This window comes from Rhizobium mongolense USDA 1844, from assembly GCF_000419765.1.
GTDB lineage: Bacteria > Pseudomonadota > Alphaproteobacteria > Rhizobiales > Rhizobiaceae > Rhizobium > Rhizobium mongolense.
Window position 1 is genome coordinate 17,873 of record NZ_ATTQ01000030.1, and the last position, 14,700, is coordinate 32,572.

At 59.9% G+C, this 14,700-nt stretch carries 14 protein-coding genes and 1 pseudogene; 4 read left to right on the forward strand and 11 right to left on the reverse strand.

Annotation, left to right across the window (positions count from 1 at the left end; genetic code table 11):
• Nucleotides 1–3: 3 nt before the first annotated feature.
• The 4 genes and pseudogenes from A3C3_RS0132705 to A3C3_RS47475 all read right to left on the reverse strand — a co-directional run.
• A complete protein-coding gene (locus A3C3_RS0132705) occupies nt 4–432 on the reverse strand; it encodes a DUF1178 family protein (RefSeq protein ID WP_022718760.1) in 429 nt (142 codons plus the stop codon).
• On the reverse strand, nt 429–1,286 hold the full coding sequence (locus A3C3_RS0132710; RefSeq protein WP_022718761.1) for a carbon-nitrogen hydrolase family protein: 858 nt from the start codon (nt 1,284–1,286) through the stop codon (nt 429–431). The genes A3C3_RS0132705 and A3C3_RS0132710 overlap by 4 nt, the downstream gene beginning before the upstream one ends.
• Nucleotides 1,287–1,296: 10 nt before the next feature.
• Entirely contained in the window at nt 1,297–1,554 is a 258-nt protein-coding gene (gene grxC, locus A3C3_RS0132715; RefSeq protein WP_022718762.1) for a glutaredoxin 3, read from the reverse strand.
• 86 nt (nt 1,555–1,640) lie between these two features.
• Nucleotides 1,641–2,130, reverse strand: a pseudogene (locus tag A3C3_RS47475) (double zinc ribbon domain-containing protein); the annotation flags it as partial.
• 77 nt (nt 2,131–2,207) lie between these two features.
• On the opposite strand from A3C3_RS47475, the gene A3C3_RS0132725 reads away from it, so the two are divergent.
• Entirely contained in the window at nt 2,208–3,092 is an 885-nt protein-coding gene (locus tag A3C3_RS0132725; protein ID WP_033419933.1) for a methyltransferase domain-containing protein, read from the forward strand.
• Nucleotides 3,093–3,115: 23 nt separating this feature from the next.
• Here A3C3_RS0132725 and A3C3_RS44240 read toward each other — a convergent pair whose 3' ends face one another.
• From A3C3_RS44240 to A3C3_RS0132755, 6 genes are all read right to left on the reverse strand, one after another.
• A complete protein-coding gene (locus tag A3C3_RS44240; RefSeq protein ID WP_022718765.1) occupies nt 3,116–3,283 on the reverse strand; it encodes a Flp family type IVb pilin in 168 nt (55 codons plus the stop codon).
• A 37-nt stretch (nt 3,284–3,320) separates the two neighbouring features.
• The gene (locus A3C3_RS0132735; protein WP_022718766.1) at nt 3,321–3,638 is read right to left on the reverse strand and encodes a hypothetical protein; all 318 of its coding nucleotides are present in this window, start codon (nt 3,636–3,638) and stop codon (nt 3,321–3,323) included.
• A gap of 124 nt (nt 3,639–3,762) precedes the next feature.
• Nucleotides 3,763–4,176 (reverse strand): 8-oxo-dGTP diphosphatase MutT, encoded by a 414-nt coding sequence (gene mutT / locus A3C3_RS0132740; protein WP_022718767.1) that lies wholly within the window; start codon nt 4,174–4,176, stop codon nt 3,763–3,765.
• Nucleotides 4,173–4,994, reverse strand: a complete 822-nt coding sequence (locus tag A3C3_RS0132745; RefSeq protein WP_033419932.1) for a GNAT family N-acetyltransferase — start codon at nt 4,992–4,994, stop codon at nt 4,173–4,175. The genes mutT and A3C3_RS0132745 overlap by 4 nt, the downstream gene beginning before the upstream one ends.
• Complete coding sequence (argJ, locus tag A3C3_RS0132750) at nt 4,963–6,204, reverse strand: bifunctional glutamate N-acetyltransferase/amino-acid acetyltransferase ArgJ (RefSeq protein WP_022718769.1); 1,242 nt, start codon at nt 6,202–6,204, stop codon at nt 4,963–4,965. The genes A3C3_RS0132745 and argJ overlap by 32 nt, the downstream gene beginning before the upstream one ends.
• Before the next feature lie 114 nt (nt 6,205–6,318).
• Complete coding sequence (locus tag A3C3_RS0132755; protein WP_022718770.1) at nt 6,319–7,194, reverse strand: peptidylprolyl isomerase; 876 nt, start codon at nt 7,192–7,194, stop codon at nt 6,319–6,321.
• 249 nt (nt 7,195–7,443) lie between these two features.
• Between A3C3_RS0132755 and secA the strand changes: the two genes are divergently transcribed.
• The 3 genes from secA (at nt 7,444) to A3C3_RS0132770 (ending at nt 13,012) form a co-directional block, all read left to right on the forward strand.
• The gene (gene secA, locus A3C3_RS0132760) at nt 7,444–10,158 is read left to right on the forward strand and encodes a preprotein translocase subunit SecA (protein ID WP_022718771.1); all 2,715 of its coding nucleotides are present in this window, start codon (nt 7,444–7,446) and stop codon (nt 10,156–10,158) included.
• 164 nt (nt 10,159–10,322) lie between these two features.
• Complete coding sequence (locus A3C3_RS0132765; RefSeq protein WP_022718772.1) at nt 10,323–11,732, forward strand: lipopolysaccharide biosynthesis protein; 1,410 nt, start codon at nt 10,323–10,325, stop codon at nt 11,730–11,732.
• Nucleotides 11,733–11,734: 2 nt separating this feature from the next.
• On the forward strand, nt 11,735–13,012 hold the full coding sequence (locus A3C3_RS0132770; protein WP_022718773.1) for a GNAT family N-acetyltransferase: 1,278 nt from the start codon (nt 11,735–11,737) through the stop codon (nt 13,010–13,012).
• Here A3C3_RS0132770 and A3C3_RS0132775 read toward each other — a convergent pair.
• Nucleotides 12,996–14,636: an AMP-binding protein gene (locus A3C3_RS0132775; protein ID WP_022718774.1), complete on the reverse strand. Its 1,641-nt coding sequence runs from the start codon at nt 14,634–14,636 to the stop codon at nt 12,996–12,998. The two genes, A3C3_RS0132770 and A3C3_RS0132775, sit on opposite strands and share 17 nt — an antisense overlap.
• Nucleotides 14,637–14,700: the final 64 nt, after the last annotated feature.

The window sequence follows — 14,700 nt, forward strand, 5'->3', positions numbered from 1 at the left end:
CGATCAGTTCACGTCTTCGGGCAGGACCGGAAGCGCTGCAATTTCGATGCCTTCTTCGAGCAGCGCCTGAGCCTCGTCGGTCGTCGCCTGTCCGATGATGCCACGGGCGTCCGCCTCACCATAGTGAATCTTGCGAGCTTCTTCGGGAAACTGCGTGCCGACATCCTCGGCGTTCGCCTTGATGTGAGCGACAGCTGCCTTCAGCTTCTCAAAGGCGTCGCGGCGCGCGGTATCCATCGCCAGCGTCTTCATCTCGTCCTTCTTGCGGGCGGTCGAGACGGATGGCGCCATCAACGCCTTCGAGATGGATGTGGAATTACAGACCGGACAGGTGAGGTAACCGGACGCAATTTGCCGGTCGAAATCGGCGCTTTCGGAGAACCATGCTTCGAATTCGTGGGCATTCTCGCAACTGAGGGAATAACGGATCAAGTGGCGACGCCTCCCACGACAGCCCCTGTTATTTTTTCGATCGAGAATTCACGGCCGTTCTTCAGATTCGGAATCTTGTCACGCGCGGCCTTGACCGCCGTTCGGTCGATGTCCGCGACAATCACCGCCTCGCCGGTACCGCCGGCCGAGGCCAGCACCTTGCCCCAGGGATCGATGAACATCGAATGCCCGTAGGTCTCGCGGCCGTCCTCATGAAGCCCGGCCTGGGCCGCAGCAATGACGAAAACTCCGTTTTCGATGGCGCGGGCGCGAAGCAGGATTTCCCAATGCGCCTCACCCGTCTGCCTCGTGAACGCGGCAGGCACCGTCATGACTTCCGCCCCGGCAATTGCCTGGGCGCGGAAAAGCGCAGGAAACCGAACATCGTAGCAGATCGTAAAGCCCATTTCCGCAAATGGCAGCGACACGACGCGCGCTTCCGAACCCGGACGATAGGCGGCACTCTCCCGCCAGCTTTCGCCGTTATCAAGATCGACGTCGAACATATGGATCTTATCGTAGCGATTGAGGATTTTGCCTTCAGGGCCGAAGAGAAAGCCGCGATTGGCGATTTTGCCGCCGTCGAGTGCGATCGCCGTCGAACCGACGTGCAGGTAAATGCCGAGTTCGGCAGCGAGTGCGGACGCCGTTCTGACGATGATGTCGTCCGACTCGTCCCGCAACACCAGTTTCGCGGCAACCCTGTCGCGCTGCAGCATGCCGGTCATTTCTGGCGTCTGCACATAGATCGCGCCCTGGGCTGCTGCCTCACGCACCAAGTGCATCATCGAGGCCGCGTTCTTCGCGGGATCGACTCCGGAACACATCTGAACGACAGCGGCCTTGAACGTCATCGGTCTCCCCTCAGGCTACCAGCATGGGATCGAGCCCGCCGGCCCGGTCCAATGCATAAAGATCATCGCATCCGCCAACATGCTGCCCGCCTATGAATATCTGCGGGAATGTCGTCCTGCCATTTGACCTGCCAATCATCTCCTGGCGAAGGTCCGGCGAAAAGGTCGCGTCGTGTTCGACATAATCGATCCCTTTCTCTTCGAGAAGAGATTTTGCGCGAGCGCAATAGCCGCAGAACTGCCGCGTATAGATGATGACTGGTGCCATATTTTATCTCCAGACGGATGCCGGTTTCTTTTTCTCATATAGGTTCCGAGAAAGCCCTTGCAAAGGTTAAAACCGTGATGTCCACGGCGCCCGCCCGCCGAAGAACGCGGGCGGGCAAGCTCTGCTGTCTGATTGAACTGGCGTGACAGATACCGGAGCGACGAAGCGGAACCGGAACCAATACGTTGCTGGCCCCGATCATGCCGTCGCTGGCGCGAAGCATCCAGCCCGCCACCATCGGCGCCAGATTTGAGACCGTGGGCGAGATCGCCGACGGCGTGATCGTGCGCGGCGACCGAGCGAAATCGGTCGAAGGGCGGTGGATTGGCGATCGCCGCGGCGCTCAGGATACCTGCGTCAAGATCGTGCGAGAACGGCAGCCCCGGCACTTCGCAGTAAGGCCGCTCGATGAAGTGCACGCCGGACCAGCGTTTCGGACACAATCCGCGGTGGCCAGCAGCAATAATGCCGCAGGCGGCGCGGGCAGGCGGATAGAGCCGATCGGCGAACATGGCGAAGGGCGCAAGAATTGCGTTAACCGGAGCGCCCCGGTCGTTCGAAATTGATGAGCCCCATTTGCGAAGATTGGCGCTTGCCGCAGGAAAGGAAAATCCGCCTTGCCGCCCTTCGCGCGCAGGACTATGGACATGCACATGGATATGATCTTCGACCGGACCGCGATCGCTGCAAACCGCCGTCGCGCACTGAAAAACGCCGATCCGAAAGCTGCCTTTCTTCTGGATATCGCTGCCGCGGAACTTGCCGATCGGCTGGCCGTCGTCGAACGCCGTTTCGAGACCGCCGTGGAACTGCACGGAATGACAGGAGCAGCGGCACGGGCGGCAGTCGCAACTGGCAAGATCGGTGAGATGACCCGGGTCGAGGCGGAACAGGCATTTGCCGCGCCGAATGAAGTGCTGGCCATGGCGCCACTTGAGGATGTGCCGATCGAGCCGCAGTCGGCCAACCTCGTTCTTGCGCCGCTCTGTCTGCATCTCACCAACGACACGCCAGGCGTCTTCATCCAGGTTCGCCGTGCTCTCAAGCCCGACGGCCTATTTCTTGCGGCCATCCCCGGAGCAGGTACTCTCCAGGAACTCAGGGACGTTCTGCTTGCAACGGAAGCGGAGATGACCGGAGGCGCCAGCCCGCGCGTGATCCCATTCGCCGACGTCCGCGATGTCGGCGGCCTCCTCCAGCGCGCCGGCTTCGCGCTGCCGGTGATCGACGCCGAGACCTATACCGTCCGCTACGATTCCCTCTTCCCGCTGATGAAAGACCTGCGCGCCATGGGCATGACCAATCCGCTCGCCGCCCGCAGCCGCAAGCCGCCCACCCGCGCATTCTTTCTGCGCGCAGCAGAAATTTATGCCGAGCGCTATTCCGATCCGGACGGGCGTATCAGGGCGACTTTCTCGATCATCTATGTTTCAGGATGGGCACCGCATGAAAGCCAGCAGAAGCCGTTGCAGCCGGGCTCGGCGAAAACGCGGCTTGCCGATGCTCTGCGTGTGGAAGAGCACAAGGTGAAGCAGTGAATGGAGGCGAGCCGGTTGAGCGCCTAGTGGTTGTCGAGGTTGTTGGACACCGTATTGAAGGTGTTTTGCAGGCCGTTGCCGAAGGTCGTCAGTCCGCCGACAAGGGCGGCTGAAATCAGGGCGGCCAGTAGACCGTACTCGACGGCGGTCGCGCCGCGAACATCTGCAAGGAAAGCTTTCAGAATACGCATGCCCCACCTTTCCCGCCAAGGCGGATATTCGATTTCCTCAGCAGCCGGCTCCTGAACCGTACCCCTGGACAACGCAGACCGAGCCGGGCGTGTCCTGCAGGACGCTACGTCGGATCGTGTAGCGCTTGCCGTTTTCCGTTCTCGGGATCGATCCGGTCGTGATCGTATCGAACTCGGCCGGAACACTGGCGAAAACGCTCGACTTGGACTTGTCGGCAAGCATCGGCGTGAGGATGAGCGTCAGGGCAACGACCGCGGTGCCGAAAAGCAAAGCGAGATTGAGCGCGCCCGTCCTGCGCGAAGCATTCGAGCTCTGTTCTTTCTCTCGGACAGCTTTCCAGAAATCGTCGTCCATGCGTCAAGCCTTTTACTCACACGCCAGTTGCTTGAGTGAGGCCGATCTTTGGCAGAAGGTGATAAACGATCGATTAATAACTCCGGCCGAAACCGGTACTTTGCCGCAAGAAAGCGATAATTCGCTAAAGTAGATCCTGAAGCATCGGGATCAACGGCTCGTCGGCTGGCGGCATCGGATAATCCCTCAGAGCCATGGGTTTTACCCATTTCAAAGCCTGGCCCTCCCTGCCCTGGGGAATGCCCTCATAGCGGCGGCAAACATAAAGTGGCATTAGGAGGTGAAATGTGTCGTAGCTGTGGCTGGCAAATGTCAGCGGCGCGAGGCAGGCAACCTTGGTCTTGACGCCAAGTTCTTCCTCGAGTTCGCGCACCAAGGTCTCCTCCGGAGTCTCGCCAGGTTCGACCTTGCCGCCGGGAAACTCCCACAGGCCTGCGAGCGACTTTCCCTCCGGCCGCTGTGCCAGAAGGATACGGCCGTCGGAATCGATCAGCGCGCAGGCGGCAACCAGCAGAATATTCTTGCCGGCTTCACTCATTGCGCCTGTTCCCGGCGCCAGTAGCTGTAGCGGTAAGCTTCGCGGAAACCGAGACGGTCATAGAGCGCCAGAGCCGGCAGATTTGCAGCCTTGACCTGCAGCCAGGCCGAGCGGGCGCTGCGCATGCGTGCCCAGCGAAGGGCAGAGGTCAGGATTTCGAGGCCGAGACCCTCCCGCCGCCGCTTCTTAGCCACCGAAAGCGACATGATGCCGGCAAGATCGTTGTCCTGAACGCAAAGCACGGTTGCAAGCGGGCCGGTTTCCGGATCCTCGATCATGAAGAGACCGCACGGCGGTCCGATCGCGTTAATGATCTCCGCAAGCGCCGGCTTCAGCTTCGGGGAGACTTGATCCGTCGCGAGATTGGCATCGACGAAGCGGCCGATGTCATGGGTCGGCAGGTGATCGAGCGTGTCCGGCAGTTCGGCATGCGCCAGGTCGCAGGTCATGACGATTGTCTCGTCGAAATGCGTCCATTGATGCTCTTTGACGAGATCGATCAGAACCGGCGACGCAAGCGGTGTCTGGCGAATAACCGCCGGGCGGCCATAATCCTCGAATTTGCGGCTGGCCTTCTCCAGCCGGACTTCGACGTCGCGATGATCGGAAGGGTCGAGCGGCACGATGGAATTCAGCCGGTTCGACGGATGGCCCGCCGTCAACCGCACCTGCCAGCTTCCGTCATACTGCACGGAAGAAGCCGGCCACGCCCGGAAACCGACAGCTTCCAGCCTGCGTACGAGCGGCAAATTTGCCTTTTGGGACAATGTTTCAGTCAATGAACGATCAGCTCCGGTAGTCGCCGTTGATCGCCACATACTCTTTTGTGAGGTCGCAGGTCCAGACTGTAGCCGCGCCCGCGCCGAGCCCAATATCGACTTTAATCGGAATATCCTGCTTCTTCATCACATTCGAGGCGGCTTCCTCCGAGTAACCAGGGTCGCGCTCACCGTTAACCGCGACACGTACATCGCCGAACCAGATGGCCAGTCGATCGCGATCGGCCATCTCGCCAGCCTTGCCGACGGCCATCACGATGCGGCCCCAATTAGCGTCTTCGCCGGCGGCAGCCGTCTTCACCAGGGGCGAATTCGCGATCGAAAGCGCAATGCGCTTGGCAGCCGCATCGCTCTCTGCGCCGGTCACGTTGATTTCGAGCATCTTGGTGGCGCCTTCGCCATCACGGCAAACTTGCAGCGACAAATCCTTCAACACTTCATTGAGCGCCGCGCGGAAGGCGGCAAGGCGCTGATCGTCGGCACGATCGATGCGGACCTGACCGTCCTCGGCGGCGGCAGCCGTGGCAAACAGCATCAGCGTATCGGAGGTAGACGTATCGCTATCCACCGTCATCGAATTGAAGGTCGGGCCGACGCCGTCCGAAAGCAGTGCCTGCAGGGCGGCGGGCGCGATGTCGGCATCCGTGACGACGAAGGAGAGCATGGTCGCCATGTCGGGTGCGATCATGCCGGCGCCCTTGGCAATGCCGTTGATCGTCACTTTCACGCCGCCGATTTCGGCACTGCGGGTCGAAACCTTCGGATAGGTGTCCGTGGTCATGATCGCCTTGGCGGCTTCGAACCAGAAATCGCCAGTCGCCTCGGCATGCATCCTGTCGAGAACACCTGCGAATTTCATCGCATCCAGTGGCTCGCCGATCACGCCGGTCGACGCCAGATAGACTTCATTCTCGGCGCAGCCGACGGCAGCGGCAGCCGACTTTGCCGTCAAGGCGGTCGCCTGGCGTCCCTTCAGGCCGGTGAAGGCATTGGCGTTGCCAGAGTTGACGACGACGGCGCGCGCCACGCCGTGCGGCAGATTGCCACGGCAGAAGTCGACGGGCGCCGACGGGCACTTCGATCGCGTGAAAACCCCCGCAACGGCGGCCGGCTTGTCGAAGACCATCATCAGCACGTCGGTCCGGTTCTTATACTTGATGCCTGCGGAAGCGGTCGCCATGCGCACGCCGCGCAGCGCCGGCATGGTGGCAAAGGTTTTCGGAGCGAGCGGAGAAACGGAACCGGACATGAGGATCGACCTGGCTATAGGCATTTCCAGGCGACTTGGAAAACGGTTCGCCGTCAGGAAATGCGACAACAGAGGATAGTGAAGGGCCCGGAAGAACCGGGCCCTGGATGGAAATTACTGCTGCGGCTGAGTTGCTGGCGCCTGCTGCTTGTTTGCGTCGTCGTAACCCTTGCGGAGCGTTTCGTCCATGATATCGACCTTGGACGTTTCCTTCGCCTTGGCGAGGAGTGCAAGGTACTTATCGCGCATGACAAGCTGACGAACCTGGTCCTTGACCTGATCAAGCGGCGGCGGCGGAGCGTCGCGCTTGTCCTCGACCTTGATGACATGGAAGCCGAAATCGGTCTTCACGGGCGTCTTGGAATAGGTGCCCTTTTCGAGAGAGAAGGCTGCGTCCTCGAATTCCTTGACCATGCGACCCTTGGTAAAGTAGCCGAGATCGCCACCGTCAGCCTTGTTCGGGTCGGTGGACTTTTCCTTGGCAAGTTCTGCAAAGTCCTTGCCGCCGTCCAGCTGCTTGATGACATCCTTTGCCTCTTCCTCGGTCTTCACGAGGATGTGGCGAGCATGAACTTCTTCCTGCTTCGGAAGGGCTGCGACTTCCTTGTCGTAGCGCGCCTTCACTTCATCGTCGGTAACGGTATCGACGACATGCTTCTTGAAATAGGCATTGTGCAGTTCGCGATCCGAGAGATACTCTATGCGCTTCTTGAATTCGCTGGTCTGGTCGAGCTTCTCGGCAGCCGCATCGCCGGCGAGCAGCTTGACGTCGATCGCGGCCGAAAGCGCGGCAACCTTCTTCTGATCGTCCGGGAGCTGCGCGAGCTGGGGATCGAGGTTGGCGACGGCCAGATCGAGTTCCGACTGATGGATCTCAAGGTCGCCGACCTTGGCAACCACTGCATCCGGCTTGTCTTCCGCATAGACCGGCGCCTGAAGCGCAACAAAAGTTGCAAGCGCCATCACGGCGAGTTTGTTGTAGCTCAACATCAAATAACCTTTCAGAGTTACATCACCGGCTTCAGCATTCGTGAATCCAGCCCAAAACAGCCATCAACACTGGAATGTGGCCTTTCTATATCAGCCAAATCCGTTGACATCATTCGACCCCCCTCTTATCTGTCACGCAACCTCGCGTCCAGAAAAGTTTCCTGGCGTTTCGAGACGTGTGCCTGATTTTCGGCTGGGTGTACGTATAAGAAAAGCCGGGGAAGAATATATTGAGAAAGGACCAGTCATATGGTCAGCTTCGGCGGTCTCGCCCGCAAAATATTTGGCTCTGCCAATGATCGCCGCGTGCGGTCCTTCCAGCCGAAAGTCGCCGCCATCAACTCGATCGAAGAGAAGACGAGGGCCTTGAGCGACGAACAGCTCGCCGCCCAGACGGTGGAATTCCGCAAGATGCTGGCGAACGGGAAGACGCTCGACGACATCCTCGTTCCGGCATTCGCCGTCGTGCGCGAAGCCTCGCGCCGTGTACTCGGCCTGCGGCCTTTTGACGTGCAGCTTGTCGGCGGCATGATCCTGCATTCGAACGCCATCGCCGAAATGAAGACCGGTGAAGGTAAGACGCTGGTTGCGACTCTTCCGGTTTACCTGAATGCGCTTTCCGGCAAGGGTGTCCACGTCGTTACCGTCAACGACTACCTTGCCCGCCGCGACGCTGCCAACATGGGCCGTATCTACAACTTCCTTGGGCTCACCACGGGCGTCATCGTCCACGGACTGTCGGATGAGGAGCGCGCTGCCGCTTACAATTGCGACATCACCTACGCCACGAACAACGAACTCGGCTTCGATTATCTTCGCGACAATATGAAGTATGAGAAGGGCCAGATGGTCCAGCGCGGCCACAACTTCGCGATCGTCGACGAAGTGGACTCGATCCTGGTTGACGAGGCACGCACGCCGCTGATCATCTCTGGTCCGCTCGACGACCGCTCCGATCTCTATAACACTATCGACGCTTTCATTCCGCTTCTGTCGGAAGGGGATTACGAAATCGACGAAAAGCAACGTTCGGCGAACTTTTCTGAAGTTGGTACTGAAAAGCTCGAAGGTCTCCTGAAGCAGGCCGGCCTCCTGAAAGGCAGCGCGCTCTACGACATAGAAAACGTCGCGATCGTCCATCACATCAACAATGCGCTGAAGGCCCATAAACTCTTCCAGCGCGACAAGGACTACATCGTGCGCAATGGTGAAATCGTCATCATCGACGAATTCACTGGCCGCATGATGCCGGGCCGCCGCTATTCGGAGGGCCAGCACCAAGCGCTGGAAGCCAAGGAAAAGGTGCAGATCCAGCCGGAAAACCAGACGCTGGCGCAGATCACCTTCCAGAACTATTTCCGCATGTACGAAAAGCTCGCCGGGATGACCGGTACGGCGCAGACTGAAGCGGAAGAATTCGGCAACATCTACGGCCTCGATGTCATCGAAGTTCCGACCAACCTGCCGATCCAGCGTATCGACGAAGACGACGAGGTCTACCGGACCTTCGAGGAGAAGTACAAGGCGATCATCGCCGAGATCGCAGACGCCCAGAAGCGCGGCCAGCCGGTGCTCGTCGGCACGACCTCCATCGAGAAATCCGAACTTCTGGCTGAGCTGATGCGCAAGCAGGGCTTCAAGGACTTCCAGGTCCTGAACGCCCGCTATCACGAGCAGGAAGCGTATATCGTTGCGCAAGCAGGCGTGCCGGGCGCGGTCACGATCGCCACTAACATGGCGGGCCGCGGTACCGACATCCAGCTCGGCGGCAACCTCGACATGCGCATCGAGCGCGAGCTTGGCGAGGTCGAGCCTGGCCCGGAACGCGACGCCAAGATTTCAGCGATCGCCGAGGAGATCCAGAAACTCAAGGAACAGGCGATCGCCGCGGGCGGTCTCTACGTCATCGCGACGGAGCGCCATGAAAGCCGCCGCATCGACAATCAGCTTCGTGGCCGTTCCGGCCGTCAGGGCGACCCGGGCCGCTCCAAGTTCTATCTGTCGCTTCAGGACGACCTGATGCGCATCTTCGGCTCTGATCGCATGGACGGGATGCTCCAGAAGCTTGGACTCAAGGAAGGCGAGGCAATCGTCCATCCCTGGATCAACAAAGCTCTGGAGCGCGCCCAGAAGAAGGTCGAGGCCCGCAACTTCGATATCCGCAAGAACCTCCTGAAATACGACGACGTGTTGAACGATCAGCGCAAGGTGATCTTCGAACAACGCCTCGAACTGATGGAAGCTTCGAACATCTCCGAGACCGTTTCGGATATGCGCCGCGAAGTCATCGAGGACCTCGTCGAGAAGCATATTCCCGAGCGCGCCTATGCCGAGCAATGGGATGCTGCCGGATTGAAGGAGCAGGTTGCCGCGCTGCTCAACCTCGATCTGCCAATCGAGGACTGGGTGAAAGAAGAAGGCATTGGTGAAGACGATATCCGCGAACGTCTGACGGAAGCTGCCAACGCTGCCTTCACCGAAAAAGCAGAGCGTTTCGGCCCGGATATCATGCACTATGTCGAGCGTTCGATCGTGATGCAGACATTGGACCATCTCTGGCGCGAGCACATCGTCAACCTCGATCACCTGCGCTCCGTTATCGGCTTCCGCGGCTATGCCCAGCGCGATCCGCTGCAGGAATACAAATCCGAAGCCTTTGAGCTCTTCCAGACGCTGCTGAACAGCCTGCGCGAGGCTGTGACGGCGCAGTTGATGCGCGTCGAGTTGGTGCAGCAGGCGCCCGCCGAGCCGGAACTGCCGGTCATGCAAGCCCAGCACTTGGACCCCGACACGGGCGAGAATGATTTCGCGCCGATCTACCAGGCATCCGAAGTGATCGTCTCGCCGGAAAACCGGGATCCGAACAACCCGTCCACCTGGGGCAAGGTCGGCCGCAACGAGCCGTGCCCCTGCGGTTCTGGCAAGAAATTCAAGCACTGCCACGGTGCGTTTGCCGAAGCCTAAGCGAGGGCAGGCAGTTCAAGAATGCCGCCTTCGGGCGGCATTTCTTTTTTGCGCGAAACGGACTGGCGGCTAAGGATAATGTGCTCGCCACAACCGTTTCTTAATCCTGATCTGACAAGACTTCTGACACGATTTGCCTGAGTTCAGAGTGTTGCGTGTTCGTAATGGCGGTCATTGAAACAGCGGAAAGACTGCTGCCTGCGGGCCTGCGTCCAGCGGGAAGCCGGCTGCTGCGCGTGCTTGGCGCAGTTCTGACCGGGCACGGCGACAAGGCAATCGCACAGCGGATGGCACTTACCGCCTTTTCGATCCGCATCGTGAGCGCCGCCCTCGCCTTCATTTCCCAGATCATCCTCGCGCGCCTCATGGGCGAATATGAATACGGGATTTTCGTGTTTGTCTGGGTTCTGATTGTTTTGTTCGGCGATCTCTCCTGCCTCGGCTTTCACACTGCGATCGTTCGTTTCCTGCCGCAATACAAGGCTGCTGGTGCCGTCGAGGAAATTCGCGGCCTGACGGGAACGGCCCGCACCTTCGCCATGCTTTCCGGAACGCTAGTGATGGCTGCCGGTATGGCGGGACTCCATTTCCTGGGGGACAGGATTGAATCCTACTATCTCATTCCTGTCTTCCTTGGCCTTCTCGCCATGCCGATGATCGCGCTCGGCGACATTCTGGAAGGCACCTCGCGTGCCAATCACTGGCCGGTCATGGCACTGAGCCCGGTCTACATCATCCGGCCTGTCCTCATCATTATCTTCATGCTGGCAGCGATCGGAGCCGGTGCGGAGCATTCTGCCGTCACCGCCATGAAAGCCGCGCTGGTCGCAACCTATGTCACCGCCGTCGGCCAATACATCGCGACAGTCCTGCGCCTGCGCCGCCACTACAGCGAGGGACCGCGCAGGGTCGATTTCCTCAACTGGCTGAACATCGCCTTCCCGATTTTCCTGGTCGAAGGCGTGAGCTTCCTCTTGACCAATTCGGATGTGGTTGTCGTCGGCATCTTCCTCGAGCCACATGACGTGGCGATCTATTTTGCCGCCGCAAAGACGATGGCACTGGTGCATTTCATCATGTTCTCGGTAAAGGCAGCATCCGGTCCACGCTTTTCCAGCCTCATCGCAGAAGGCACTCGCGAGCAGCTTGCCGCAGCAGCAATCGACGCTGCGCGCTGGACTTTCTGGCCGGCGCTGGCCCTCGGGCTCGCAGTCGTTGCAGCCGGTCACTTGCTGCTGTCGCTTTTCGGCGGAGCCTTTACGGCGGGTTATGTTCTGATGGCGATCCTGCTTGCGGGCATCCTCGCCAAGGCCCTTGTCGGTCCGGCCGAAACGCTGCTGATGATGGCCGGAAAGCAGAACCTTTGCGTCGCCCTCTATGCGGCGGCTCTCACGGCAAACGTCTCCTTGAATATCGCCCTGATTCCGCACCTTGGCACCGTCGGCACAGCGATCGCGACGGCATCGGCAATGGGTGTGGAAGCGATCCTGCTGCACATCGCCGTGCGCCGGGCGCTCGGCATTGTCCTTTTTGCATTCAGTCGCCCGCCGGCAACGATAGAAACGAGAGCCTGATAATGGTGCGTGTCCCCCCCGTCACCGAAAGCACGGATACCAATGCCAATCGCATGGTTCACGAGCTTGCCTCGATAAACTTCGACTTGCCGCAGGCCGAAGCGCGCGTCGAGATTGGGCGTCCGGGCCGCGAGCTCTGCCTCTATCCCGGCAGGCTCGGCTATGAATTGCAGGACGAACTGGACTTCCTTTCGAACCGTGCGATGGAGCCGAATGTTTTCTTCACCGGCCGCTTCCTCGCGCCCGCCATGCCGCGGCTTGAAGACCGGCAAGTGAATTTCGCACTGATCCGCGATGAGGACGGCCGGCGCAGCCGCTTGCGTTTCCTGATGCCGTTCTCTGTCGAAAGACCCGGCTTTGCCGTCGGACCCTCAATCATCCGCGCATGGTCGAACAGCTTCGCGCCGCTTGGCACCCCCCTGGTGGATGCCGAAGATGCGGCTGAGACGCTGGACAATCTTTTTGAAGGCTTGACGGCGCGCGATCTGAACCTTCCCGCAACGCTGGTGCTGCCGGATATTCGCCTGAACGGCATCTTTGCTCGCATGGCAAAGGCGGTCGCGCTGGGCCGCAACCTGCCGGTCACGGTCACCAATCCATCCCAGCGGCCGATGCTGCAGAGCGAGGACGACGCTATGGCCTATCTTGGCCGTACCATCTCTTCTTCGCATAAAAGGGAAATGCGCCGTCAATGGCGGCAGCTCGAAGAGCTCGGAACAGCTGTCTATGTCGTCGCGCGCCAGCCCCGCGATATTCATGCGCGGTTTGAGGAATTCTTAGCAATGGAAGCCGGCGGCTGGAAAGGCAAGAGACGAAGCGCGCTGGCAACCGACCGCTACCACACGGCCTTTGCCCGCGAAGCCGTCTCGAACCTTGCAGCGATCGACGCCGTGCGCATTCACACGATCGACCTGAACGGCAAGGCAATCGCGGCAACAGTCGTGCTGATGATGGGCGGTGAGGCCTATACTTGGAAGACGGCCTACGACGAGGCCTATGCCCGCTATTCTCCGGGCAAGCTACTGATGGCCGAACTGACGGAGTGGCATCTCGACGATGCGAATATCGTGCGTTCCGATTCCTGCGCGGTGCCGGACCATCCGATCATGAGCCGCTTCTGGCAGGAGCGCGAGGAAATGGGAACCCTGGTGATCGGCCTGACGCAGAACGGCGACCGCGACGTCCGGCAGGCCGCCGCTCAGTTGCATATGTATCGCAGCACTCGCAATATGGCGAAAATGCTGCGCGAGAAGATCATATCGCTCACACGGCGCGGTTAGGCCCCTCGCCTGCCGCCTTTTCGCGCAGAAGTCTGCGGATGACCTTGCCTGTCGTCGTCAGCGGCAGCGCATCCACGAATTCTACCTCGCGCGGATATTCGTGCATCGAAAGCCGCATCTTCACCCAATCGCGGATTTCAGCGCCGAGCGCATCGCTGGGCGTGCAGCCAGGTGAAAGCACGATATAGGCCTTGACGATCTCGGTGCGCACCGCATCCGGCTTGCCGACGACCGCAGCGAGCTGCACGGCCGGGTGGCCGCACAGACAGTCCTCGATTTCGGCAGGACCAATGCGATAGCCTGACGAGGTAATGACATCATCATCCCGGCCTTCGAATGTGACGTAACCCTCTTCATCCTGATGACCGAGATCGCCGGTTAGCAGCCAGCCTTTGATGAACTTCTTCCTGGTTGCCTCGCCGTCGTTCCAATAGCCGAGGAACATAACCGGATCGGGCGCCTTGATAGCGATCTGGCCTGTCTCGCCGGGGGACACTTCATCGCCGCTCTCGCCAACAATAGCAACCCGGTGACCGGGAACCGCGCAGCCGATCGCGCCTGCCTTCGTGACACCATAGCCTGCACTGGAGGAGAGTACGAAATTGCATTCGGTTTGGCCATAAAACTCATTGACGGTGATGCCGAATGCCTGGCGCGCCCATTCATAGGTTTCGCGACCGAGCGATTCACCGGCGGAGCCGATAGTACGCAGATTGAGATCGTATTTCGCGCGGGGATCACTGATCGATTTCAGCAGACGGAGCGCTGTCGGCGGAATGAAGGCATTCCGCACCTTCATCTCGGCCATGATGCGATAAGCCATATCTGCGTCGAACTTCTGCGCCGGAGAGGAAACGACAGGAACGCCAAGCAGGAGGCTTGGCAGCAGCGCATTCAGCAACCCGCCCGCCCAAGCCCAGTCGGACGGCGTCCAGACCTTGTCGCCGGGCTGCGCAAAACCTTCATGCGCGAATTGCATACCGGGAATGTGGCCAGCCAGAACGCGATGGCCATGCAACGCGCCCTTCGGCGGCCCCGTCGTGCCTGATGTGAAGATCATCAACGCCGGATCCTCCGGGCTGGTGGTAGCAACGTCGAAAAGCGGCGGATGCGCCTCGACGAGCGCTCCGAAAGCAAACGCTTCGCCGCCATCGATGCTGATGACCGTGCTGAGTTCCGGCAGGTTTTCGCGAATCTTGTTCACCCGCTCCAGTCCGAACGAATTGGTGACGATCGCAGCCGCGCCTGACGTTCTCAGCCGGTATTCCAGTGCCTCGACGCCAAAGAGCAGCGCGAGCGGCAGCGCAATCGCACCGATCTTGTAGATCGCCACATGGGCGATCGCCGTCTCGAAACATTGCGGCAGAAGCAACGCGACGCGATCGCCGCGGCGAATGCCGAGCGACGTCAATGCATTGGCAAAAGACGACGAGCGCGCCGCCAGCGCGCCGTAGGTCATCGACAAATGACGGCCATCCGGGCTGAAATGTTCAAGGCAGATGCGTTCCGGTGCGTGCGCCGCCCATTCGTCGCTGACGGCACGCCCGATATTGAAATCTTCGGGAATCTCCCATGAAAAATCGCGATAAAGACCATCATAGCGATCGCGGGCGGGAAGTTTCATACTCGAAAATCCAGTGAATGCTGCACCAGCTAACACCTTGCGGCGATCCAGTGCAAGTTCGCTC

What these genes read in the sequence shown, in the direction of transcription:
- A3C3_RS0132710 (WP_022718761.1), bottom strand. Translation starts at nt 1,286, where the DNA reads ATGACGTTCAAGGCCGCTGTCGTTCAGATGTGTTCCGGAGTCGATCCC.
- grxC (WP_022718762.1), bottom strand. Translation starts at nt 1,554, where the DNA reads ATGGCACCAGTCATCATCTATACGCGGCAGTTCTGCGGCTATTGCGCT.
- A3C3_RS0132725 (WP_033419933.1), top strand. Translation starts at nt 2,208, where the DNA reads ATGGATATGATCTTCGACCGGACCGCGATCGCTGCAAACCGCCGTCGC.
- A3C3_RS44240 (WP_022718765.1), bottom strand. Translation starts at nt 3,283, where the DNA reads ATGCGTATTCTGAAAGCTTTCCTTGCAGATGTTCGCGGCGCGACCGCC.
- A3C3_RS0132735 (WP_022718766.1), bottom strand. Translation starts at nt 3,638, where the DNA reads ATGGACGACGATTTCTGGAAAGCTGTCCGAGAGAAAGAACAGAGCTCG.
- mutT (WP_022718767.1), bottom strand. Translation starts at nt 4,176, where the DNA reads ATGAGTGAAGCCGGCAAGAATATTCTGCTGGTTGCCGCCTGCGCGCTG.
- A3C3_RS0132745 (WP_033419932.1), bottom strand. Translation starts at nt 4,994, where the DNA reads ATGTGGCGATCAACGGCGACTACCGGAGCTGATCGTTCATTGACTGAA.
- argJ (WP_022718769.1), bottom strand. Translation starts at nt 6,204, where the DNA reads ATGTCCGGTTCCGTTTCTCCGCTCGCTCCGAAAACCTTTGCCACCATG.
- A3C3_RS0132755 (WP_022718770.1), bottom strand. Translation starts at nt 7,194, where the DNA reads ATGTTGAGCTACAACAAACTCGCCGTGATGGCGCTTGCAACTTTTGTT.
- secA (WP_022718771.1), top strand. Translation starts at nt 7,444, where the DNA reads ATGGTCAGCTTCGGCGGTCTCGCCCGCAAAATATTTGGCTCTGCCAAT.
- A3C3_RS0132765 (WP_022718772.1), top strand. Translation starts at nt 10,323, where the DNA reads ATGGCGGTCATTGAAACAGCGGAAAGACTGCTGCCTGCGGGCCTGCGT.
- A3C3_RS0132770 (WP_022718773.1), top strand. Translation starts at nt 11,735, where the DNA reads ATGGTGCGTGTCCCCCCCGTCACCGAAAGCACGGATACCAATGCCAAT.
- A3C3_RS0132775 (WP_022718774.1), bottom strand. Translation starts at nt 14,636, where the DNA reads ATGAAACTTCCCGCCCGCGATCGCTATGATGGTCTTTATCGCGATTTT.